Origin of the sequence: Pseudoalteromonas sp. MMG012 (genome assembly GCF_018100875.1) — a bacterium.
In the GTDB taxonomy this organism is placed as follows: domain Bacteria; phylum Pseudomonadota; class Gammaproteobacteria; order Enterobacterales; family Alteromonadaceae; genus Pseudoalteromonas; species Pseudoalteromonas aurantia.
The window spans coordinates 1-24,253 of sequence record NZ_JAGJEF010000009.1 but is presented as its reverse complement, the minus strand read 5'-3'; the positions used below and the strand labels follow the sequence as shown (position 1 = coordinate 24,253).

Below are 24,253 nucleotides of genomic sequence, written 5' to 3'. Positions count from 1 at the left end.
GTATTACCTGAGCGCAAAGAGGACAAAAGTCCTTATCTGATTTGGCTTATTTATCTATCCTCGCGAGCAATGTTAGATTATTTAAATTGATCGCTTAAATGTATTATCAAGAGTGACCGGTTTATTACGCAACAATCTGGGTGGAACCATTATGCAACAACTACCAACAGTCGATTATCGTGCTCCTGATGCAGCATCTCAATTTGTCGAATCTCTACGCAATACAGGGTTTGGTGTATTAAAAAACCACCCAATTCCGCAGTCATTAGTTGAGTCGATTTATGAAAACTGGCAGGTGTTTTTCAATTCTGAAGAAAAACACGATTATTTATTTAATAAAGCAACCCAAGATGGCTATTTCCCACCGGATGTATCGGAAGTTGCTAAAGGTTTTACAGTAAAGGATATCAAAGAGTATTTTCATGTTTACCCTAAGGGCCGTGTACCTGCACAACTAGATGCAGAAATTCGCGAGTATTATAGGTTAGCGAATGAGTTTGCTGCTGAGTTGTTAAGTTGGGTACAGGCGCAAGCCCCAGAAGATGTTCGAGCAAAGTTTTCAATTGATCTTAAAGACATGATTGCGCAATCTGAGCAAACATTACTTAGAATCTTGCACTATCCACCAATGACAGGTGACGAAGAGCCAGGTGCAATTCGTGCTGCGGCGCATGGTGACATTAATTTACTGACAGTGTTACCAGCGTCTAATGAACCGGGTTTGCAGGTTCAGACCAAAGAAGGTGGCTGGTTAGATGTGCCTTGTGATTTTGGTTCATTAATTATTAATATTGGAGATATGTTGCAAGAAGCATCGGGTGGGTATTTTCCATCGACGATTCATCGTGTGATAAATCCAACAGGTAAAGGGTCATCAAAGTCACGTATTTCTTTACCGTTGTTTTTACACCCTCATCCTCAAGTGAAATTGTCAGAACGTTATACAGCCGACAGCTATTTACAAGAGCGCTTAAGAGAATTAGGCGTGAAGTAATTTTATCTAAGCTTAGAAACCCAATCAATTTGATTGGGTTTTTTTATAGTTATTTTGGTTTAAAGCATTGAGACTACTTGTCGACTCCGAGTTAGTTAAAACGGCATTTCTTTGGCTTATTTCAATAAATTAGGTAAATTTTCCCTGACAATAATGTCATTCTGTGCAATATTAGAATTTTTCAATGTGACGCATTTTTAAAAAAATATAATGACAACGCTGTCATTTTATGTGTAACATTAATTCAACATGACTGAACGCTCAGTAAATAAATAAATAAAATTGAGCAAAAACCCATTTTATAGAGGTCGCAACATGATGGCTAAACAGGTGCAACAAGACCAATTATATATAGGTATAGATGGCGGAGGAACAAAATGCCGCGCTACTATCTATTCTTTAGAGCATGGTGTGTTAGGCACTGGGCTAGGAGGTCCCGCAAACCCGTTGCACGGTCTTGAACGTACTCTAGAGTCAATTATGGTCTCTACCCAGCTTGCACTGCAAGATGCAGGCTTACATGTAGAGCAGGTTCACTCGTTAAATGCAGGTTTAGGTCTGGCTGGTGTAAATTTACCCGCTTTGTATGACAAAATAATGCAATGGGATCATCCATTCCAGCAAATGTTTTTAACAACAGACCTGCATACAGCTTGTATAGGTGCTCATGAGGGAGATGATGGCGCTGTAATAATAACAGGGACGGGGTCTTGTGGTTTTTCACTTGTCAATGGTCAAACAGTGAACTTTGGTGGTCATGGCTTTGCACAAGGTGATATGGGCAGTGGCGCGTGGATGGGATTAGAGGCTGTCAAAGCAGCATTACTTGATTTAGACAAATTAGGTGAAACAACGTTATTATCCTCAATGTTAACTCAGCATTTTAATACGACAACGGCTATGGGCGTTGCTGAACAAATGGCCGGTCAACCTTCGAGTAGTTATGCGAAGTTAGCACGGTTTGTATTTACAGCTGCAGAACAAGATGATGTTGTTGCACTCGCAATTGTAAAACAAGGTGCAGATTACGTTAGTAACCTAGCGCGGCGCTTGCTTGAAAATAATCCCCCCCGATTATCGATGATAGGGGGACTTGCTGAGCCACTGAATAAATGGCTAGCACCAGAGATCGCTAATAGAGTTGAATTACCGAAACAGCCACCAGAGATGGGGGCAATATATTTTGCTATACACTCGGTCGAGCAGCAATTAAGTGAGGTAAAATAAATGGGTAGACAATTGTACCGTGCTAACAAGCTCTTTGACGGTGAAGGTTTTCTTAAAGATGTCATTTTTGCAGTGGAGCATAATAAAGTAAGCTACCAGGTTGATGAATCGAGTCAGGATGTTATTGAACTAGATGGTTTGGTTGTACCTGGCTTCATCGATGTCCAAGTGAATGGTGGTGGTGGTGCATTTTTTAATGCCGCACAAACGACGGCGTGTTTAGGTAGAATGGTTGCTGCTCATGGTAAGTTCGGTTCCACGGCATTCATGCCCACTTTAATTACGGATAAAGTCGAAGTGATGGACAAGGCTGCTCAAGCAATAGCAGAAGCAATTGAGAATGGTCAGGCTGGAGTTTTAGGCATTCACTTTGAAGGCCCTCATTTATCTCATCCGAAAAAGGGAACGCATAGTGAGCAGTTTATTAGGCCTATTTCTGAGTTAGAATTTGAGATTTATGCTCGTCAAGATTTAGGTGTGAAAATGGTCACACTGGCACCTGAAACTGTACCATTGGCAGATATAGAGCGATTAATTAGCTTAGGTGTGAAGGTGTGCGTTGGGCACTCAAATGCAGATTTTCAGACGACGATGAATGCATTGCAAGTTGGTGTTGATGGGTTTACGCATTTATTTAATGCGATGTCACCTTTTACTTCTAGAGAACCAGGAGTCGTCGGAGCGGCCTTGTGGGATGATAATTCATGGTGTGGGCTTATTGTTGATGGGCATCATGTTCATAGCACATCAGCAAAATTGGCTCTTCGTACCAAACAAAGAGGCAAGATACTTCTAGTCACAGATGCAATGCCACCTGTTGGTACCGATGATATGGAGTTTGACTTCTTTGATGGCAGAAAAGTAATTCGTACCGGAGATAGGCTAAACTCTACGACAGGAGAACTCGCTGGTAGTGTATTAGATATGGCAAGTGCAGTACGTAATACGGTTGATTCTTTAGACGTGTCGCTCCCAGAAGCGCTAAGGATGGCTTCATTGTATCCTGCGCAGTATTTAAACCTAAAAAGTAAAGGACATTTACGTGAAGGTGCAGATGCTGATTTTGTTGTACTAGATGAACAGTTATTTGCGAAAGCAACATTTATTGCAGGAAGCCAGATTTAACACTCCCTGAGAAAAACCCCGCTGAAGTAATAGCGGGGCTTTTTTGTTTGTAAGGTATATAAAAATATGACAATAAAAACCGAAAAAAAGCGGTTGGCTTCGTTGGATGCGCTGCGCGGCATGGATATGTTCTGGATTTTAGGTGGACAATCAATATTTGCAGCGTTATTTGTACTAACGGGTTGGCAAGGATGGAAAGTATTTGAAGCGCAGACGCTTCATAGTGCTTGGCATGGGTTTACATTTTATGATCTGATTTTCCCTCTGTTTATATTTCTCTCAGGGGTAGCGATGGGGTTGTCTCCTAAACGTATTGACCATTTACCTTTTTCTGAACGCAGAGGTTACTACAACAAAGCGTTAAAGCGGCTATTTTTATTGTCTGCACTGGGGATATTATATAACCATGGATGGGGTACAGGTATGCCCGTCGCATTAGATGAAATACGGTATGCCAGTGTATTGGGCCGAATAGCAATCGCATGGTTTTTCTGCATGTTACTCGTTTGGCATACAAGTCTTCGCATGTTGGGTTGTATCGGGGGAGGAATATTGATTGGTTATTGGTTACTGTTATGTTTTATCCCTGTTCCCGGCGGTGTTGCGGGTGACTTATCGGCAGTAGGAAGTTGGAATGCATGGTTTGATAAGCACTTGCTACCTGGGATTAGCTATCAAGATCGTGCTGTAGACCCTGAAGGTGTATTGTCGAGTCTGCCAGCTATCGTTAACGCGATTGCAGGGGTATTTGCCGGACGGATAATTGCGCAAGCTCATACCGTAGGTCAATGGCATAGTGTTATCCGTTTACTCGGGCTTGGTTTAGTCGCCTTATTACTTGGCTGGGGTTGGAACATTTATTTCCCGGTTAATAAAGAGTTGTGGACCAGCTCTTTTGTGCTCGTAACAGTTGGCTGGAGCGCAATATTACTCGCAGGGTTTTATGTCCTAGTCGATGTATTTGATGGGCAACGCTTTGCGTATCCGTTTGTGATTATCGGTGCGAACTCGATTATTATTTATTTGGCATCTTCGCTTGTTGATTGGGCGTTCATCGCGCGCAGTGTTTTTGGTGGCGTAGTAACGGGAGCGTCAGAGGCATGGCAACCTTTACTAACGGTTTTGGCATTGCTTGCCGTGCAGTTATTGGTATTACATTGGATGTATCGTCGAAAAATCTTCGTTAGCGTTTAAATCAAGGCTCTGTGAAGGTCTTATAATGTCAGGCCTTCACAAGATTGAATAAGTAATTACAAAACTTTTTTCACTTTTACTTTACAAACGGTTATTTTCTGATAATAATGACAGCGTTGTCATAATGGTAATAGCCTAATAGTATGTATCCCAATTAGGTTTGATCTGACCTTTCTTTGATTGCACGCGAAGTAAGGTTCAGATCCCATTTTTCCTAATTCCCAAATCGAGCTCAAACTATGCAAATTGTTATTCTAAATGATGCGACTGAAGTTGCAGCCTATGGCGCAGATATTTTTACCGCTCAACTAAATAAAAATGCAAATTCCATATTGGGGTTAGCAACAGGCTCTACACCTGTCGCTTTGTACCAGGCACTAATTGAGCGAAATAAAGCAGGTGAAATGAGTTTTAAAGGTGTGACCTCATTCAATTTAGATGAGTATTTGGGCCTTGATGGTAGTCATTTACAGAGTTATCGTCACTTTATGAATAGCCAGCTTTTTGATCATATCGATATCGATAATGCGAACACCTTTGTGCCTCCTGGAGATGCAAAAAATCCCGTTTCGGCATGTCATGAATACGAAGAAAGAATAGCGCAGAAAGGCGGCATCGATATTCAATTATTGGGTATTGGCCGTAACGGACATATTGGTTTTAATGAGCCTTCATCAGGTTTGACCTCAAGAACACGAGTAAAAACGCTTACGAAAGCAACAATTGACGATAATGCGCGTTTTTTTGGCGTAGATGAGTACCAGCCACATCTATCGATTACGATGGGTATAGGGACTATTTTAGATGCCAAAAAAGTGGTGCTATTAGCAACAGGTGAGAACAAAGCGGATGCGATTCAAGCCATGATTGAAGGGCCACTTACAGCAGCATGTCCAGCTTCAGCTCTACAAATGCATAGAGATGCAGTGATTGTGATTGATACAGCTGCGGCAAGCAAACTCAAAGACATTGAGTTTTATCAGCACATAGAAGCCGAAAATCAAAAACTGCAAGCATACCTTGCCTCGTTATAGCACAATGAAATACATGAGAACTTAAGCCCGAAAGGGCTTTTTTTTTGCTTGAATTTTCGACTTTACACAAGAAACTCTTAATTATTAAATTATTTATAGAGGGGTGATTAAAAGTTAGTGGGTTGAAATGGTTTTGCTTTATCTTTGCTTATGTTAGTTTTGAGCAAAATAATATACAGGGAATAGATTGTGCTACATTACACACAAATGCATTTGAATCGCGCTTCCAGTGAGCGTAAAAGTAACGACTGGATAATTGCGCAAATGCGTAGTGATAGCCGCTGGTTGTTAATAGATGAGGATAAAAATCTAGTGGATCCTCATGCATGTGAATTACTGACATTGTCGTTTGAGCAAATTAGGGCATTAAACCTAGATAATGCTATTTTTCTGGGTGTAAGTGATGAGAAAAGTTATTTCGCATTGGATATAACTCATGAGAAAAACAGACATGCAATTAAATTACCGGATAACGGTGAGTTTGTGGATATGCGCCAAATTGGTCCTAAGCTCACAGCAAAAATGGGTTCAGTAGGAGTACTCGCGAAAGGACTGTGCTACTGGCACAATACCCATAAATTCTGTGGTAGATGCGGAACAGAAAATCGTAGTGTTGAAGCTGGCCATGCGCGTAAATGTCGCAATTTAGATTGTAAGCACATGACTTTTCCAAGAACAGATCCTGCGGTGATCATGCTGGTTACGCATACCTTCAATGATGGTATCGAGCGGTGCCTACTCGGGCGGCAATCACAATGGCCAAATGGCGTGTATTCAACGCTTGCGGGTTTTGTTGATCCTGCTGAAACATTAGAACAAGCAGTGATTCGTGAAGTGAAAGAAGAGGCTAACATTGATGTTAATGATGTCAAATATTTAGCATCTCAGCCATGGCCATTTCCAAGCTCATTAATGCTGGGTTTTATTGCTCAAGCAACGACGATAGACATTGCGGTTGAGCAAGACGAATTAGAACATGCCCAATGGTTTTCCCGCACTGAACTTGATGCATTTACAGAGTGGGGAGATGACGGGCCAGGATTTAAGTTAACGCGTAAAGACTCTATATCTCGCTACCTTATCGATTATTGGCGAGCATCTTAAAGGTTTAATATATGAAGAAAAATACCAAACTGATTAGTTCTGGTCGCAAGAGCCAGTATACACAAGGGGTTGTCAATCCGGTTGTACAACGTGCTTCTACCGTGGTGTTTGATACTGTGGAGCAGCTACAGGATGCGGTTAAAGGCCGAGGAAATCGAACGCTGTTTTATGGTCGACGGGGTACGAATACACATTATGCGTTGCAAGATGCGGTTATGGAGTTGGAAAATGCGGCAGGGTGTGCGCTTTATCCGTCAGGTGCAGCAGCGATTAGTCAGGCGTTACTGTCATTTTTGAAGTCAGGCGATCACCTATTGATGGTTGATACTGCATATGAGCCGACCCGGGATTTATGTGACAAAATTCTATTAGGGTTAGGCATTACAACGACTTACTATGATCCTATGATTGGTGCAGAAATTAAAACATTAATACAGCCTAATACGCGCGTGTTATTTTTAGAGTCGCCAGGTTCAATTACAATGGAGGTTCAAGATGTACCAAGTTTAGTCAGTGTCGCTAAGCAACATAATTTAATTACGATGCTAGATAATACCTATGGTAACGGTTGGCATTATAAGCCACTAGACCATGGAGTAGACATTAGCATTCAAGCTGCAACTAAATACATCGTGGGTCATTCTGATGTCATGATGGGCGTGGCTGTTGCCAATGAAGCACACTGGCCGACTTTAAGGGAGCACTCCTATTTACTTGGTCAATGTACATCTGCAGATGATGCGTATTTGGCTTTGAGGGGCTTGCGCACTATGCCAGTTAGGCTGGCGCAACATGAAAAGGCTGCACTGCAAGTGGCTAATTGGCTAGTTGCACATCCTTTGGTAGATCATGTCCGTCACCCTGCACTAGAGAGCTGTCCAGGCCATGAGTTCTTTAAACGTGACTTCTCAGGTAGCAATGGATTGTTCTCATTTGTAATGAAAAAAGGCTCGCAAAAAGCCATTAATGCGTTTTTAGACTGCTTACATCACTTTAAAATGGGTTTCTCATGGGGTGGATTTGAAAGTTTAGTAACGGCCAATAAATCCATGGCGGCATTACGTTCGGCCACAGGCTGGCAAGAGGGTCCCATCATTCGTTTGCATATTGGTTTAGAAGATGTAGAGGACTTAATTGCAGATCTTGAAAAGGCATTAACCGTTTACGATGCGAACTGTTAAATATATTTCTAAACAAAAAAGCCGCTAAATGAGCGGCTTTTTTTGTTTTAATGTTTCGTTCATATTGAGCTAGCTTAAAGAGACTTATGGTCTTCCAAGGCTTTTGCTGCATTAGGGTCGTTAAATATCTCTACTTCGAACTCTTTCTCCGACTTAGCAACCACACAGGTCACCATACAATCACCGGTAACATTCACGGCTGTTCTGGTCATATCGAGTAAGCGGTCAACCCCCATAATGATCACAATTCCCTCTACAGGCAAGCCAACTTGATTGAGCACCATTGCAAGCATTATCAGGCCGACACCAGGGACACCAGCAGTACCAACTGATGCCAATGTTGCGGTCAGTATAACCATTAGATAATCGCTTAGAGTTAAATCGACAGCAAAAACTTGCGCAATAAACACTGTTGCGACCCCTTGCATAATGGCAGTACCGTCCATGTTAATTGTGGCACCCAGTGGAACAGTGAAGGATGCGACAGAATTATGAGCACCGAGCTTCTTGGTTGCTGTTTCAAGCGTGATAGGCATGGTTGCAGATGAGCTTGATGTACTAAATGCAAATAGGCAAGCATCTTTCATTTTGCGCAAAAACGTAATTGGGTTTAGCCCAGTTAAGACTTTTAGAATGATTGAGTAGTTGATAAACCCATGTATGAGTAATGCAGCAACAACCACAAAAAAGTACTTAGCCAAAGCATAAATTAAGCCTATGTCTATGGTTGTGAAAAGTTTAGCCATTAAGCAGAAAACACCGTATGGCGCTAAGTTCATTAATAATGTCACAAGTTTTAGAATCACAGTGTTGAGATCATCAAATACCGCACTAACACGTTTGCCAGCCTCGCCACTTAAAGCCATGGAAATACCAAATAGCAATGCAAACACAATGACTTGTAACATGTTACCTTCAGCCATCGCATTAATTGGGTTGGTCGGAAACATGTTAATGATGACTTCGACCAAAGTAGGCGCTTGCTTTGCGTCAAAGCTAGCATTGGTAGGAATAGCATGACCAACGCCAGGGTTCACCAATAGCGCTAAGCTAATCGCAACCGTGATCGCGACTGCGGTGGTAATTAAATATAGCCCGATTGACTTGCCTCCAAGTCGACCTAGCTTTTTAGGGTCGCTTAAACTGCATGTGCCACAAACCAAAGAAATAAAGACGAGGGGAACCACAAGCATTTTTAAGCTGGCGATGAAGATTTGTCCACCAATATGGAAAAAGCCGTCAACAAACACACTTTTTATGGGGAAATCAAATAGACCGAGGGGAATAAAAAGTTCCTTCTGGTCGCCTAATAAGGCCTGAAGCAGTAAACCAACAGCCACACCTGCGATCATACCAATCATGATCCGTGTGGTTAAGCTCATTTTATTATTTATTTGCATAACTTAGGTTACTAAAGTAATCGAAAATCAGCATAGCCTAACAGGCTGACCGCGCAAGGCCAAAATAAATCGACAATTTATTGATAAAAAACTGTGATTTTTTGAACCTTTCTAAGGTAGTATGATAAAAAATTACAACTTTAAACTTAGCTAGGGAGAGGGTTTAATGCCTTTAATGCGCGTATTTAGCATTATAATGCTTAGTTTGTGGCTTACTGCTTGCGGTGGTGGTGGCTCAATTGAAAAGAATGATAATAGTGGTGATGGTGACACATCTGAATATCTATTTACACTTAGTGGGAAGAGCAGTAAAACCAATAACGAGAGTAATTCGGTATCTGTGGATGCACCATTAAATGTGACGGCAGTATTAACCAAAGAAGGTATTGTTCAAACTGACGCAAGGGTCACCTTTACCACTAACCAGTTTGCGACCATGACCCCCTCCTCAGGGACTGTACTGACCGATCATAATGGTGCGGCCGTTATTACTTTGGCGCCTACGGCAATCGAAGGTGCAGGGCGAGTGACTGTATCGTTTGTTGCAGCAGATGAAACGGTCACGGGTTTTTTTGATTTTAACTCAAGCGGCGGAGGCGGAACGGATTCTGGTGTGTCAGGAGATGTGACGTTAACGGTTTCAGTGGTGGATAAAGCGAATCTCCCTTTCACTGAAAGCAATCCTGTAACTCAAGACAATCCTGGGTTTATTAGAGCGACGTTGCAAAAAGACGGCAATGCTTTGGCGAGACAAATTGTATCATTTTCAACAGAGTTCACAGGTGAAATTAAAAATGGCACGGAGCGAGCGATTACAGATGAGCAGGGTCTGGCAGTACTTGAACTCGGCAGTGGTCAGTCAAAAGGAGCTGGTCGAGTAACGGTCACTTATCAAGATACCAGTACCAATGAAAGTATCAGTAAGTCGGATGTGTTTTTCTCATCTGGAGACACTAATCTTGAAGATGATACGAAATTTTTACTCGATGTTAAATTATTAACGGGGTGTAATGCTAATTGGGATGCTAACCGTGATGAGGTTTTAATTGACCCGTTAAATACAGCATCGGGTTGTCAAGTTGTAAACTCTATTTCATCTAATGATTTGGCAGATATATATATACGTTTAACTAGCGCGCAAACAGGCGACGGTGTCGCGGTCGGTTTGGTAAATGTAGAAACAGGGTTAGGAACAACCTTACCTTCGTCAGGCAATGCGTTAACAGACAATTTTGGCGTGGCTTTGTTAAAGCTACAACCAGGCAATGAAGGCGGTGCAGGCACTCTAAAAGTGACGTCAGCGCAAGCTGACAATGTCGAAGGTACCATTAATTTCTCTGTGGGCATCGCCGACCTGGAATTATCTATCGACAACGGCTTGCCGATAGAAAACGGCAATGTGGTTTCGCTAAATGCAGGCGGCAGCACTGTTATAAGCGTCACGTTGCGAGACGAATCAGGCAGCCTTTACAATATACCCACTGATGTGGAGTTTTCATCGACGTGTGCAACAGCAGGCCAAGCAACTATAGATGCTATGGTTAAGTCTGCTAACGGTATTGCAAGTTCTACTTATCGCGCAGTTGGGTGCCAAGGTAATGACGATGTCACGGTTAACGTACAAACTGGCGGTAAAAACTTCAACATACGTACGGTTATTCCTGTGCTATCAGCGCCAGTGCAAGCCATTAAATTTGAAAGTGTCACGGAGCAATTTATAGCCCTTCCACCAGGTGAAGGGGGGATCCCAACTCAGTCTATAGTAAAGTTTACATTACTTGATGAAGATTCGTTAGCTGTACCTAGAGCGCGAGTTGATTTTAAATTATCGGATAATCAAGGGTTGGCAACGCTCACGCAAAGAACCAGTAATACCAACACAGAAGGCTCAGTGCAGACCACCGTTAAGTCTGGTATTGTGCCTGGGCCTTTGGTAGTACGTGCTTGTTATATTCAACAAGCTGATCTAGATAAATTGGCAGTTTCGGCCCCAACTGACGATTATTCTTGTTGGGCAGAAGATGTTGAACTTTGTAAAAATAAGCCAGCTGATGCGGTTTGTCCAACTGGAACATTGCATTTATATCCATTGTCAAAGCAAGTTTACAGTGTCTCTTCCCAAATAATATTAAGCTCTGGTGTGACAGATCAGAATACATTCGATGCAAGTGCGGATATTCTTAATAGTAACTCGTTAAATCACAATAATGTTATTTCAAATATCACGGTATTCTTTGGTGATCAGTTTAATCAATTTAATGCTGATGGTGTAACCGCAACGGTATTAGCCGAGCAAGGGGCAATAGGTAGCATTGATGGGACAAATACCTTTCAATGTATCACTGATAATGCATCGTGTACGGTACAATGGCGTAGCCAAGGCGATAGGCCATTTACTGATGCGAAATGGGGAAATCGCATCGGTGCGACTAACCCAAAAACGGGTGAAATAAACTGTGATCTCTATTTTGGTACCGCAGCCCCATGTTGGACTCGTATACTTAGAGCCAAAAATGACCCCAATGGTGTGGTGATGGGAGGGCGTGTCAGTATACTTGCGGTTGCTAAAGGACAAGAGAATTTTCGTGACGAAGAGTCAGACGATCCGTTGGAAGTAGACGACCCCGTGGTTCGTAGAAATGGTTTATTTGACATTGGTGAGTACCGCCAAGAGTTTGATTTAAGCGAAGCTTTCTTAGACACAAACGAGAACTCTGTGTTTGATAAAGAAAACTGTAGCCGTAATGGTACAGGCCCTTGTACGCCTACTACAACGAAAAATGGGGGGCATGATGATGATTGGCGAGATTTGAATAACAATGGCGTTTTTGATTTTGCCGATGATAAATATAATGGTTTGTTATGCTCGGAAGCTGCACAAGCTGCGAATGAATGTACACGAGATTTAATAGAAGTACGTGATAATCTTGAACTGGTTATGTCTGGCGACGTTCCTTTTGTGAGGTTTTCAGTTCCTTTAACACCCATCTCTGGTGATACACAACCACATCAAATTTACGTTCCAGCAGGTTGCCCTGCGGTATCTTTTGATAGTGCCTCAGATAAAGCTGGGTCTTTAAAGATAAATCTTGAAACGTCAGATAATGACAGTTTTTGTGATGTTAGTTTTATCGATTTATCGACTTCATTGATTGACGATCCGAATAGCTCAGATCCTGATGATATGGTTGACGAGGGTATTCCTGGACTTGAAGTTCGTATTCATTACTCTGATGAATTTGGTAACCCGCTACCTGCTGGGACAGAGGTGACAATATCAGCGACAAATGGAGAGTTGACCATTATTGAGCACAGTGAAGTGATCCCTAACACCAATGATGATAGAACTATGTACTCGATAGTATCTATTGCTCAAGAAGTTGAGGGTAACAAAAAAACCAGAGGGTCACTTGCAATTGATTTTTTATTCAAAAATGGTGATACCGAGACAAAGGTGACTAAGTCAATTCTCATAGAAGATAATAGATAATTGCAGTTTCTTACAAATGCCAACCAGTCAGGTTGGCATTTTTGTATCTATTCCTTTATATTGCGCAGCTTAATTTAGGGTTTATAGTTTTTGAGTAAAATTGCAACAAAAGTTGTGTAATTAATCAGTGATCAGCTAAAAGATTGTATTTAAAGCTTGTAACAATAGGTGTTTGTAGATATACCTATAAATATTAGTCGTCCGTGATGGGCAAAAACGTAGACAAGAACGGTCAAAAATAGGCAGCTATGGGCAAATCGTTAGTAATTGTAGAGTCTCCCGCAAAGGCTAAAACAATTAATAAATATTTAGGTAAAGACTTTATTGTTAAGTCGAGTGTCGGTCACGTACGGGACCTGCCGACGTCAGGTGCAGGTAAAACCAAAGGAGTTGCCACCAAAAGCCCTGCGGAAGTGCGCAAAATGGCGCCAGAAGAAAAGGCCATTTACAAAAAAAACAAAGATTATGCGAATCTTGTTGCACGCATGGGAATTGACCCAGAAAAAGGCTGGGAACCTCATTACGAGGTACTACCGGGTAAAGAAAAGGTAGTCCAAGAATTACAAAAACTCGCTGAAGACGCTGACCATATCTATCTCGCAACCGATTTGGATAGAGAAGGGGAAGCCATTGCATGGCACCTCGAACAAATTATCGGTGGTGAACCTGAAAAATATAAACGCGTGGTGTTTAATGAAATTACCAAGAATGCGATTCAGCAAGCGTTTGAGGCACCTGGTCAGTTAAATACCGATATGGTTTATGCACAGCAAGCACGTCGTTTTCTAGACCGTGTTGTTGGCTTTATGGTCTCACCACTATTGTGGCAAAAAGTGGCGCGCGGGTTATCGGCAGGACGAGTGCAATCTGTTGCTGTGAGGTTGTTGGTAGAGCGTGAACGCGAGATCAAAGCGTTTATTCCTGAAGAATTTTGGGATATTCATGCAGATGTAACTGCCAGTACGCAACCAATTCGATTGGAAGTGACCAAGTTTCAAGGTAGTGCATTCAAACCAGTGAATGAACAGCAAACGGCTGCTGCGGTCACTGTGCTTGAGAAAAGTGATTATAAAGTTGTTAAAGTTGAAGAAAAGCCCAGTAAAAGTAAGCCAAGTGCGCCTTTTATTACTTCAACAATGCAGCAAGCCGCCAGTACGCGTTTAGGATATGGCGTAAAGAAAACCATGATGCTGGCACAGCGTTTGTATGAAGCCGGTTATATTACGTATATGCGTACTGACTCAACAAACCTGTCGAATGATGCTGTGTCTATGTGTCGCGAGTATATTACGGAACAGTTTGGAGATAAGTATTTACCAGCTAACCCGATTAAATATAGCGCGAAAGACAACGCACAAGAAGCACACGAAGCGATACGTCCATCTAGCGTGACGGTATTGTCAGGCCATGTTGAAGGCGTTGATGCTGATGCCAAAAAACTGTATGAGCTCATTTGGCGTCAGTTTGTGGCATGTCAAATGACGCCTGCAGAGTATGATTTAACCACGATGTCTGTTGCCGCAGGTGATTACACATTAAAGGCCAAAGGCCGAGTGATGCGCTTTGATGGTTGGACTGCGGTTCAGCCTTCGGTGCGTAAAAAGAATGAAGAAGATCAATCATTACCAGCAGTTGCTGTTGGCGATGAGATTAATTTAGTCGCGTTAGATCCGAAACAGCACTTTACTAAGCCACCGGCACGTTTTAGTGAAGCAAGTTTAGTAAAAGAGCTAGAAAAGCGCGGCATTGGTCGCCCTTCAACCTATGCCGCGATTATTTCAACCATTCAAGACAGAGGGTATGTGCGTGTTGAGAATCGCCGTTTCTTTGCTGAGAAAATGGGCGAGATAGTGACAGACCGTTTGGTTGAAAACTTTAATGATCTAATGAATTTTGACTTTACCGCAAAAATGGAAGGTCGTTTAGATGATATCGCAGAAGGCGAGCGTGTTTGGACGCAAGTGCTCGATAAGTTTTATGCAAACTTTTCTCAGCAGCTAACAACAGCTGGTGGTGAAGAAGCAGAAGGCGGTATGCGTCAAAATGTCATGGTTGAAACTGATATAGACTGCCCAACGTGTGGCAGAAAAATGGGTATTCGTACTGCGTCTACAGGCGTGTTCTTAGGCTGTACAGGTTATAACTTACCACCAAAAGAGCGCTGTACAACGACGATGAACTTGGTGTCTGGTGATGAAGCCGTTGCAGCTGATGTGGAAGATGTTGAAACCGAAACCTTAATGCAAATGAAGCGTTGCCCAGTGTGTGAAACTGCGATGGATTCATATCTTATTGATGAAACACGCAAGATACACGTTTGTGGTAATAATCCGGCATGTGACGGTGTGGTTGTTGAGCAGGGTACCTTTAAAATTAAAGGTTATGACGGTCCAGTTATCGAGTGTGATAAATGTGAATCAGAAATGCAATTAAAGTCAGGCCGTTTTGGTAAGTACTTTGGATGTACCAATGAGGAATGTAAAAACACTCGTAAATTGCTTAAAAGCGGTGAAGCTGCGCCACCAAAAGAAGATCCTGTTCATCTACCTGAATTGGAATGTGAAAAATCTGAAGCCTACTTTGTGTTGCGAGATGGCGCATCGGGGATCTTTTTAGCGGCGCATACATTCCCGAAATCTAGGGAAACCAGAGCCCCTAAAGTCGCTGAACTTAAGCGTTTTAGAGATCGGATCTCACCAAAGTTTTACTATTTGGCAGATGCACCTGAACAGGATGATGATGGTAACTTGGCTGTTATTCGTTATTCTCGAAAAACGAAAACTCAATATGTTATGACTGAAGTTGAGGGCAAAGCCACTGGTTGGAAAGCGACGCTTGATAAAGGTAAGTGGGTGATCGAACAAAAAGTGACTAAAAAGAAAAAGAAGTAATTTTAGTCATTAAAAAATAAAGCCGGGTTTATCCCGGCTTTATTGTATCTGATATAGGTTGGCTTTTGGCAATGTATTAAAGTGCAGAGTGAGAAAAAGTGCGAGGAGCTTTGGGTGGTTAAAAGCGAGGTGCTTAGCTATCAAGTTGACATTGTGCAGAGGCATCATTACTCTCATGTTTCTGTAATGATACACAGACCAAAACTAAAGCCAACTAAGCTGATGTTTAATGCAATTAGGAAAAATTAATAATGCATTCAGTAAAAAAATTCAAATTAGGTCTAGCACCGTTATCTATACTTTTTACCTGTTTAGGTATGAATGTGGGTGTGTTAGCAGACACGCATATTGACGAAAAGCCAACATTAACACCGTGCTACGTAGAAAATCTCGCAGATAGGTTACTGTGTGGCAGTATTAAACGACCACTCTCAGATGATAAGTCAGATGCTGGCGAAATTGACATTCATTTTGCAATTATTCCAGCAATTAAACAAAGTAACCCCACGGAAGCGGTGCTAGGTTTTGCTGGTGGACCAGGACAATCCGCGATTGAATTGGCTGCAATTTTCAATCGAAATTTGCGGTACGCGCGTGAGAATCGAGATATTTTATTAGTAGATCAACGTGGTACTGGGAAATCGTATAAACTTCAGTGTGAATCAGATGATTTAGTTGCTCAGTTTGCTTTTAATGATATGACAGCAGACCTGAATCGTTTAGGAAAAGAAGATACACTCCGTTGCAAAAGTGAGTTGAATATCGACTTAAGTTACTTTTCTACTCCCATAGCAGCGAAAGACTTTGAAGCGGTTCGTAAAGCATTAGGTTATAAAGGGCTGCACTTGTACGGTGTTTCGTATGGTACGCGTATTGCGCAAGAATATACTCGGCAGTTTCCAGATGCGGTATTAACTAGCACATTAGATGGTGTTGTGCCGATGCAGCAAAGCTTATCAGCGATAGGCAGTGCAATTGACACATCAATGGCTGCGCTTTTTACTCGTTGTGCATCAGATAAAGCGTGTACAAAACAGTTCCCTAATTTGGATAAGCAGCTTGAGGTGTTGTTAACTAGGCTCGATGAAGCACCGGTAAAGATTACAGTGAGGCACCCTCGTACGCATGAAAAAGTTCAGCTGGTGGTTACAAGACTAAAGCTATTTTCAGCGCTTCGGATGGCACTATATAGCCACAGCACACGTGCTTTGATCCCTTTGACGATAAAACAAGCTTTAGCTGGTGATTATTCACCTTTGGTTGGGTTACTGTCATCATCCGATATGAGTGACAGCATGGCACTTGGGATGCATAGTGCTATTGTTTGTGCTGAAGATTGGCCTCGACTAACCGCCGCGTCAAGACAGCAATATGAACAGAATTATTTTGGCAAACTGATGATTGAAGGGCTGGATGTCAGTTGCCCTATTTGGCAGGCTCAAGCTGTTGACGAGCGTTTTTATAAGCCATTAAATAATGATACGCCGACTTTGTTACTCTCTGGAGGAGTCGACCCTGCAACACCGCCTAAGTGGGCGGACTTGACGATGGTTGAAATGAAAAATGCGCGCCATTTAATCGCACCGACTGCAACCCATGGCGTGGTATCACAAACATGTGCGGCAAAGTTGGTAAGCGAATTTATTAATAAAAAAAGCGCTGAGACATTAGATGCCAGTTGCTTAGAGAAAAACAACACAACACAATTTTTTATGAATTTAAATGGCGCGATACCGCAAGTAGATGTAAGCAATGATCCTGAGAAAAAAGGAGATAACTCATGATATCAGTCAATAATTTAACGAAGAAAATTGGTTCGGTGAATGCGTTAAACGGTCTGAGCTTTAGCGCCCAAAATGGCAAAATAACAGGGTTGCTAGGGCCAAACGGTGCAGGAAAAACAACCTGTCTTCGTACGGTGTTTGGGTTATTAAAAGCAGATAGCGGTAACACAGAAATTGATGGGATTGATGTTGCTAAAGATCCAATGCAAGCAAAGCAGCAGTTGGGTTTATTCCCAGATCCATGTGGTTTATATGAGCGTTTAACACCTCGTGAATATGTCGAGTTTTTTGCACAACTCAGTGGTATGGATATCGATGGTGCTAAAGATGCAACAACTGACGTGTTATTGAAGTTGAAAATGGAAGATATTGCAAATAGGCGTTGCCAAGGTTTCTCGCAAGGGCAACATATGAAAACTGCACTCGCCCAAGCAATTGTGCATAAGCCCACCAATATTATCTTAGATGAGCCCACTCGAGGACTTGACGTAATGAGTACACGTATATTGCGTGATTTGCTGCTGATGCTAAAAGAGCAGGGGCACTGTGTGCTTTTTTCGAGTCATGTGATGCAAGAAGTAGCGGCTTTATGTGATCACGTTGTGGTGATGGCGAAAGGTAAAGTAGTCGCAGAGGGATCTCCAGAGTCTTTATGTGAACGCACAGGCAAACAAACGTTGGAAGAAGCATTTATAGAACTGATCGGCAGTGATGAAGGAATAGCAGCGTAATGAAGTTACTTACTGTATTGTTTAAAAAAGAAGTGCTGGATGCAGGCCGTGATAAACGCTCAGTGATGGCTGGTTTATACTATGCGATAGGCTCGCCTATTTTGATGTGTGTGTTATTTTCGATAATGTTAAAGCAATTTGCATCTCCGGACGAGCTCAAGATCACAATTAGTAACGCAGATGTGGCACCATCCCTCATTCAATATCTAGATGCTAAAGAAATAAAGCATAGTACAGATGAAGATGTTAAGGCTATAACCTTAGAGATCAGCGAGAATTATCGGCAAAAAATGAGTGAAGGGCGCAGTGCCCAAGTGACGATTATTGCGGATAAATCTGATGATAAGTTACGCAAATCGATTGCTCAATTAGAACGATCACTGATGCAGTACAACAGCGAAATTGCGAGTCTTAGACTATTGTCGAGAGGGATTGACCCAACAGTAATGCGAGCCGTTAATGTGCAGGTGAATGATCAGGCAACCCCAGAGTCAAAAGGGGGGATGTTTCTAGGTATCGCGACCTTGTCTATTGTTCTTACACTGTTTTACGCGGCGATGAATCTAGCGATTGATACCAGTGCAGGTGAAAGAGAGAGAAATTCACTGGCGCTGCTACTGAGTCATCCGTTGAGTAGTATGCAAATCGTATTGGCCAAGTCAGGCGCAATTGCAACATACTCAATGTTAGGATTAGCACTCATTCTTGTGGTGTCTAAATTTGCTTACGCCATGGTGCCATGGGAGCAATTAGGGTTTAGTGTAAACCTCGGTATTGATTTTATATTGCTATGTATGGTGATTGGATTACCCATTGCGCTCATGTCTGCCAGTTTACAGGTATTTGTTTCTTTTATGGCTAAATCATTCAAAGAAGCGCAAACGTATGTGACGATGGTATTGTTTGTGCCAATGGGATTGAGCATGGTAACGACGTATGACATTGGTACTGAGGTTGTTCAGTGGTTACCGATTGCAGCCCAGCAACACGCTATGATTGAGTTTATTAAAGGTAACCCGTTACCGGTGCCACAGCTAGTTATATCTACTATAGTGACTTTGGTACTCTTTGCTCTGTTTAGCTGGCTAAGCAGTCGTATGCTAAAAAGTGAGAAGGTGGTATTTGGCTTATAGCTGACTTTATTTGACATAAAATATGAAAAAGCACTGCAATTGCAGTGCTTTTTCATGCTTGGTTATCCACAGAAAAAGTGGATAACTTGTCATTAAGTTGGGGTTGGTTAAGTTATATTGTTAATTTTATCAGCGAGATATTGGGGGTTGAGGCTAATCATGGATTATGAGCATAGACCGTTATTCCACCAATCGCTTAAATTTGCTGCAAGGGCTTAAATTATTTTGTTAAATATGAACGCTAACTAATTTTATAAATGGAGTGGTTGAGTGATAAAAATTAAGCTGGGTGTTGCTGTTAGTGTACTTTACAGTATAACAACCGGGATGTTGTCTTTTAGTACTACAGCGCTTGAAAAGCGAGAAGTCTACGTTCAAGCTTCGGCTGGTAGCTTCAATGATGCCGCAATAAACCAATTATTTGCGCAGCAGAGCGCTTTAAAAATGCCTGTGAATTTTGCAGGTACGCCCAGTCATACCTTTGAGCAAGCACATAATACAAATACATGGGCATTTAGTGCTGTTGAAAACTCAACGATCCCAGGAAAGTTGGTTGATGCGACCATAACAGCGGTACAGCAATACCGCATAGTTGATGTCATTGGATTTATAACGACGCCAATTGAGATGTGTGCACTGATGCATATTGATGATGTTAATAATAATAAGGAGATCAGTGTTATTGCATCACACCCAGCAGCACTGAAACAAATTAAAGGGTGGAAAGCCAAGGTAGGTGTACCTGAGCTGGCTGTGCCAAACGGAACATCTGCAGCGGCTGAACGAGTGTCAAAACGGCTATTGGGTATAGGCGGTGTCGCAGTTGGTTCTTGTGTTTTGGTGGAAACGTACCCGAACTTATCTGTCATAGCAAAGGGCATTCAAGACAACAAACACAATGAAACAAGTTTCTTATTGATGAAAGTTAACAAGCGGACTGAGATGATCACCATAAGCCAAGCACGGAAAGCGCTAAGTCATGCAATTACCCTAGGTAGAGCACTCTAAGCAGGGTTAGGTACTATCAATTCATGACTCAATCCATGAGTTACACGCAATAAATAGGGGTTAAGCTGTGATTCTGGTAAGATTGAAAATATCTCACAATCGTGTCGATTGTGAAGAACTAATTGAGTGATCAGGATCTGTTTTGAATAATAATGATGTTTTACGACGTGTACGTTATACCTTTGATTTAAGCGATAGTCAGGTAATAGAAGTGTTCTCCCTGACGGATGTTAAAGTGACAAATGAACAAGTGACAGGCTGGCTCAAACAGGGCGCTGAAGAGGGTTTTAGTGTATTGGCTGATCTAGAGTTATCGTCGTTTCTTAATGGCTTTATTGATTTGAAGCGCGGTAAACGAGCAGGTGAGCAAGCAAAGCCAGAAAATAGCTTGAATAACAATATGATTTTTCAAAAACTGCGGATTGCACTCAACTTGAAAGCAGAAGATATATTAGACCTTCTGCAATTGGTCGATGTTCAAATGAGTAAACATGAGCTGAGTGCATTTTTTCGTAAACCCGGTAATAAGCATTATCGAGTATGCAAGGATCAGATGCTCCATCACTTTTTACAAGCACTTCAGTGTCAATTTAACCCATCGGTTGACAATGTAGAGTGAATGAACAGCGCAGAGGCGATACACCTCTGCTACTGCAATAAACTTCGTAGATATTCAATACCTGATTACAAATCTCCATACTGATGACAGGTTGTGTAGTATGGGTGTGGTTTTGCTCTTAAAGCCGAGGTTATAGGTCCCAAAACGGTTGAGTCATTGACAAGTCGAATTGATTTAATTTTGTCGTGTGATTTTTTGTAACGGATAGAGTTATTAATTTTTCTTGCGCTGCCTTCCCATATAACAGGTTATGAAATTGGAGCGTGTTTTTCTGATAAGTCACAGGAAACATACCCATAATTATAATGTCTGTAATTTCAATCAGATCACTATTATTTTGATATTTATGAGAGCGTTGTGGTGCAAGCACGATGTTGTGTAAGAGAATCTTTTGCGTATGCGCCATAGTGAATATGGCGTTTTTTATTTGTGCGATCAATGATGAACGATGATTGTTGAACTCAAGCAGTGTGACTTTACCGTCTTTATCACTATCCAACCCATCAACTGCTGAAATGGGTAATGACAGGACCATGTACGCCCCCGCATTGTTAAAATTTAATGTTCCATTTTGCGCCACCATTAAATGGGCCGAGGAAGTTTGAGGTACAAATAGGCTCGTAGAGAATATCAATATGGCGAATAAGTTAAAAGGCAGTGGTATATTCATGAGTGGCTCCTTAATCGAATCACTTAAGTGACGCTATTTAATTAACACAGGCGTATTTTATAAAGCGCCTTTAACACAGCGTTGAAAGTATGGGTAACTATCTGTGGCGTAATAGTGATAAATACCATTGGGGAATTCAGGCGTGACACCTTCTCGGCCGTTGCACTCATCTAAATCACCTGAGCCCGCCACGTAAACCCAATCCTCGGCAAATGTACCCAAAGGGTACGTATCAACGGAAGGGCGGGTGTTACTTATGTTAGTGATCAGCTCATAACTTCCTTGTAGTGTTTTTAACGACGATGAGCTGTCATTTGCATCTGTGTAACCATATCTTGCGTATATAGGGAAGCCATCAGCAGCCCAGCCAATTAACGTCATGGTGGTTTCATTTCCGCCACGCAGTGCAATAAAACCCTCAGGCATGCCATGGTAGTGATAAGCGCCATTGGGTTGTACATGTGCGTTGTTTTGGTCTGTACCAAAGTTAAAGCTCGTTTGACTGAGTGCTTCAATATGCCAACTTCCGGTGTTACCAACCAAACTACAACTATTACCTGAATCATCACAAGAGCCAGCAGTGTTTGCGTCAATTTTTACGCCGTTGAGTACATACCCTGTTGCGCCTTGTGGTCCTCCTAATGTCGTTGCTGTTGCGGTATGTGCTGGGGTTAAGGTATACGCAATGGAAACAGACTGCTCAGTTATTTCATTAGGATTGTTTTGATTTGGAAAAGTACCGACCATATGATCTGGAATACCGTTTGCGACCAGCGTTCGTTGTGTGCCTGTACATGCCCAGTCGGCGTTACTGGAGGTAGACACCGATTCTGAACTATTAAACTCATTGTAATGATAATCACACAAAATGGCGTCTGTTGAGTTGCTGTTTGATGTGCCTGTGTCTGTTGATATTGGGGTTGTAACTGTGGTGTCGGTACTTTGGGCTGCGGTGCTGCTTGCACTAGTAGAAGACGTGTCGTCACTACTGGAACCACACGCAAGCAAAAAGACTGATAGGCTACCTATAATGGCGTTTACGATACTATGTTTGAGAAAGTATGATTTTTTCATGTAATTAAATCCTCTGCAAAATGGGCATAAGCAAACAATAGGAATGAAATGTGCAAATAGTATGCAAGGGCATTTAGTGATTGTGATTTATTTCTATCCAGTAGATAGTTATTTTCACTCGTAATATGTTTTGTCTGATTATTGATAGTATTTGTCATATTGGATAAGTGACGAGTGAGCTTGTTTAGTTATTATCATGCTAATTAAATCGAAATGGACGATAGGAACGTTTATGCACATTCACTTTTTGATACATGAATCATTCGAAGGACCTGGCGCTTTTGAACATTGGGCTGTCGATAATAGGTTCCATATAACGCGTACAAAATTTTACGAGGGGGAACGTTTACCTGAGCAGCTTGATTTTGATTTTTTGGTGATTTTAGGCGGACCACAGTCACCAAAAACAAGCGTCAGTGATTGCGCACATTTCAATGTCATTGAAGAAGTGCGTTTTATACGTGAATGTATTGTTTTAAATAAAGCCATTGTGGGTATTTGTTTAGGCGCACAATTGATTGGTGAAGCGCTGGGCGCTAAGTATGAGGTTAGTCCTCACAAAGAAATAGGTTACTTACCAGTCACAATGACAGCGGCAGGTGAAAACAATGTATTATTTGATCATTTCCAATCAACGGAAGTGGTTGGGCATTGGCATAATGATATGCCTGGGTTATTACCAACCTCAAAAATACTGGCGAGTAGCTTGGGGTGTCCAAGGCAAATTGTTGAATATGCAGATCTAATTTACGGTTTTCAGTGTCATTTAGAGTTCACTCAACAATGTGTAGAGTCGCTTATTAGCGCGTCCTATGACGAGTCGCTATCGAGCACGCATCAGTGGGTGCAAAAAGCAACAGATATACTGACCTTTGACACACAGCATATGAATAATTTACTCAGTGAGTTTTTAGATAAGTTATCATTGAAATATCAGCGCACGCAGGGTGATTAGGGGTTGTTGATATTTGCTGTTCTATTTTTGTTCTCTTTGAGCATGCTTTTATCGCGGCGCTTAATATGTGGCCTAGTAACCTAAGCGAATATTAAGCAACAAAGAGAAAGTGGTGCTCAAAAGAACCGGTAGGCAGCGCTTGATTGGCTTTTCTACTATGTTATCGGCTGACTCACATGGAATTACCATGCTACGCAGCCTCTGCCTTGTATAAAATCCAATCAAACGGCTGCAAAAATGAACCTGAAAGATCAACAGCCCCTAAATACTCGCAAAACTCAGCGTAATAAAGAAAGGAGTAACGGAAGTGGAAGTATTACTATATATTGCAGCATTTTTACTTATTGCAGTTGCAGGTGCACATTCTTATTTAGGGGAGCGCTACATTTTAAGTCGACTATTCAAGCGAGACAATCTCCCTACACTTTTTGGTGGCACTGAATTTACCAGACATACATTGCGTTTTGCATGGCATTTAACCTCTATCGCATGGTGCGGTTTTGCTGCCATTTTATTTGTATTGGCGCAGCCTAGCATTACTAAAGCAGCCATAGAAAACATTATAATGGTGACGTTTACTTTACATTTTTTAATGGCTTTGCTTGGTTCAAAAGCAAAGCATCTATCTTGGTTGGTGTT

At 41.8% G+C, this 24,253-nt stretch carries 19 protein-coding genes; 16 read left to right on the top strand and 3 right to left on the bottom strand.

All coding sequences use genetic code 11. From position 1 onward, the window contains the following. The first annotated feature begins 151 nt into the window (after window positions 1-151). The 7 genes from J8L97_RS04850 (at window position 152) to J8L97_RS04820 (ending at window position 7,859) form a co-directional block, all read left to right on the top strand. A complete protein-coding gene (locus J8L97_RS04850; RefSeq protein WP_192507896.1) occupies window positions 152-994 on the top strand; it encodes an isopenicillin N synthase family dioxygenase in 843 nt (280 codons plus the stop codon). 315 nt (window positions 995-1,309) lie between these two features. Continuing rightward, window positions 1,310-2,221 carry an N-acetylglucosamine kinase gene (gene nagK, locus J8L97_RS04845; protein WP_192507895.1) on the top strand — a complete coding sequence of 304 codons (912 nt, stop codon included), beginning with the start codon at window positions 1,310-1,312 and terminating at the stop codon, window positions 2,219-2,221. After that, complete coding sequence (nagA, locus tag J8L97_RS04840) at window positions 2,222-3,346, top strand: N-acetylglucosamine-6-phosphate deacetylase (protein ID WP_211048090.1); 1,125 nt, start codon at window positions 2,222-2,224, stop codon at window positions 3,344-3,346. It abuts the gene before it with no gap. A gap of 66 nt (window positions 3,347-3,412) precedes the next feature. Further along, window positions 3,413-4,540: a transmembrane glucosamine N-acetyltransferase NagX gene (gene nagX / locus J8L97_RS04835; RefSeq protein WP_211048089.1), complete on the top strand. Its 1,128-nt coding sequence runs from the start codon at window positions 3,413-3,415 to the stop codon at window positions 4,538-4,540. A 239-nt stretch (window positions 4,541-4,779) separates the two neighbouring features. Continuing rightward, a complete protein-coding gene (gene nagB / locus J8L97_RS04830) occupies window positions 4,780-5,574 on the top strand; it encodes a glucosamine-6-phosphate deaminase (protein ID WP_210996919.1) in 795 nt (264 codons plus the stop codon). A gap of 189 nt (window positions 5,575-5,763) precedes the next feature. Beyond that, window positions 5,764-6,678, top strand: coding sequence for an NAD(+) diphosphatase (nudC, locus tag J8L97_RS04825; RefSeq protein WP_211048088.1), 915 nt, complete (start codon window positions 5,764-5,766; stop codon window positions 6,676-6,678). Window positions 6,679-6,689: 11 nt separating this feature from the next. Further along, the gene (locus J8L97_RS04820; protein ID WP_211048087.1) at window positions 6,690-7,859 is read left to right on the top strand and encodes a cystathionine beta-lyase; all 1,170 of its coding nucleotides are present in this window, start codon (window positions 6,690-6,692) and stop codon (window positions 7,857-7,859) included. 74 nt (window positions 7,860-7,933) lie between these two features. Here J8L97_RS04820 and J8L97_RS04815 read toward each other — a convergent pair whose 3' ends face one another. Then, complete coding sequence (locus J8L97_RS04815; protein ID WP_211048086.1) at window positions 7,934-9,259, bottom strand: dicarboxylate/amino acid:cation symporter; 1,326 nt, start codon at window positions 9,257-9,259, stop codon at window positions 7,934-7,936. A 166-nt stretch (window positions 9,260-9,425) separates the two neighbouring features. Here J8L97_RS04815 and J8L97_RS04810 point away from each other — a divergent pair, with 166 nt between their 5' ends. From J8L97_RS04810 to J8L97_RS04780, 7 genes are all read left to right on the top strand, one after another. After that, complete coding sequence (locus tag J8L97_RS04810) at window positions 9,426-12,749, top strand: hypothetical protein (RefSeq protein ID WP_211048085.1); 3,324 nt, start codon at window positions 9,426-9,428, stop codon at window positions 12,747-12,749. A 248-nt stretch (window positions 12,750-12,997) separates the two neighbouring features. Next, window positions 12,998-15,640: a type I DNA topoisomerase gene (gene topA, locus J8L97_RS04805; RefSeq protein ID WP_211048084.1), complete on the top strand. Its 2,643-nt coding sequence runs from the start codon at window positions 12,998-13,000 to the stop codon at window positions 15,638-15,640. 251 nt (window positions 15,641-15,891) lie between these two features. Further along, the gene (locus tag J8L97_RS04800; RefSeq protein ID WP_211048083.1) at window positions 15,892-17,424 is read left to right on the top strand and encodes an alpha/beta hydrolase; all 1,533 of its coding nucleotides are present in this window, start codon (window positions 15,892-15,894) and stop codon (window positions 17,422-17,424) included. Next, window positions 17,421-18,155, top strand: coding sequence for an ATP-binding cassette domain-containing protein (locus J8L97_RS04795; protein WP_211048082.1), 735 nt, complete (start codon window positions 17,421-17,423; stop codon window positions 18,153-18,155). The genes J8L97_RS04800 and J8L97_RS04795 overlap by 4 nt, the downstream gene beginning before the upstream one ends. Further along, window positions 18,155-19,288: an ABC transporter permease gene (locus tag J8L97_RS04790; RefSeq protein ID WP_211048081.1), complete on the top strand. Its 1,134-nt coding sequence runs from the start codon at window positions 18,155-18,157 to the stop codon at window positions 19,286-19,288. Before J8L97_RS04795 ends, J8L97_RS04790 begins: the two co-directional genes overlap by 1 nt. A 270-nt stretch (window positions 19,289-19,558) precedes the next feature. Beyond that, complete coding sequence (locus tag J8L97_RS04785) at window positions 19,559-20,296, top strand: prephenate dehydratase domain-containing protein (protein WP_211048080.1); 738 nt, start codon at window positions 19,559-19,561, stop codon at window positions 20,294-20,296. 142 nt (window positions 20,297-20,438) lie between these two features. After that, on the top strand, window positions 20,439-20,915 hold the full coding sequence (locus J8L97_RS04780) for a DUF1456 family protein (protein WP_211048079.1): 477 nt from the start codon (window positions 20,439-20,441) through the stop codon (window positions 20,913-20,915). Between the two features lie 130 nt (window positions 20,916-21,045). On the opposite strand, the gene J8L97_RS04775 is transcribed toward J8L97_RS04780, so the two are convergent. Both J8L97_RS04775 and J8L97_RS04770 read right to left on the bottom strand, forming a co-directional pair. Continuing rightward, window positions 21,046-21,585, bottom strand: a complete 540-nt coding sequence (locus J8L97_RS04775) for a hypothetical protein (protein WP_211048078.1) — start codon at window positions 21,583-21,585, stop codon at window positions 21,046-21,048. Between the two features lie 57 nt (window positions 21,586-21,642). Beyond that, window positions 21,643-22,659: a YHYH protein gene (locus tag J8L97_RS04770; protein WP_211048077.1), complete on the bottom strand. Its 1,017-nt coding sequence runs from the start codon at window positions 22,657-22,659 to the stop codon at window positions 21,643-21,645. A gap of 232 nt (window positions 22,660-22,891) precedes the next feature. Between J8L97_RS04770 and J8L97_RS04765 the strand changes: the two genes are divergently transcribed. Both J8L97_RS04765 and J8L97_RS04760 read left to right on the top strand, forming a co-directional pair. Continuing rightward, a complete protein-coding gene (locus J8L97_RS04765; protein WP_211048076.1) occupies window positions 22,892-23,614 on the top strand; it encodes a glutamine amidotransferase-related protein in 723 nt (240 codons plus the stop codon). Between the two features lie 307 nt (window positions 23,615-23,921). Beyond that, the coding region (locus J8L97_RS04760; protein ID WP_211048075.1) for a hypothetical protein at window positions 23,922-24,253 on the top strand (332 nt) is incomplete at its 3' end.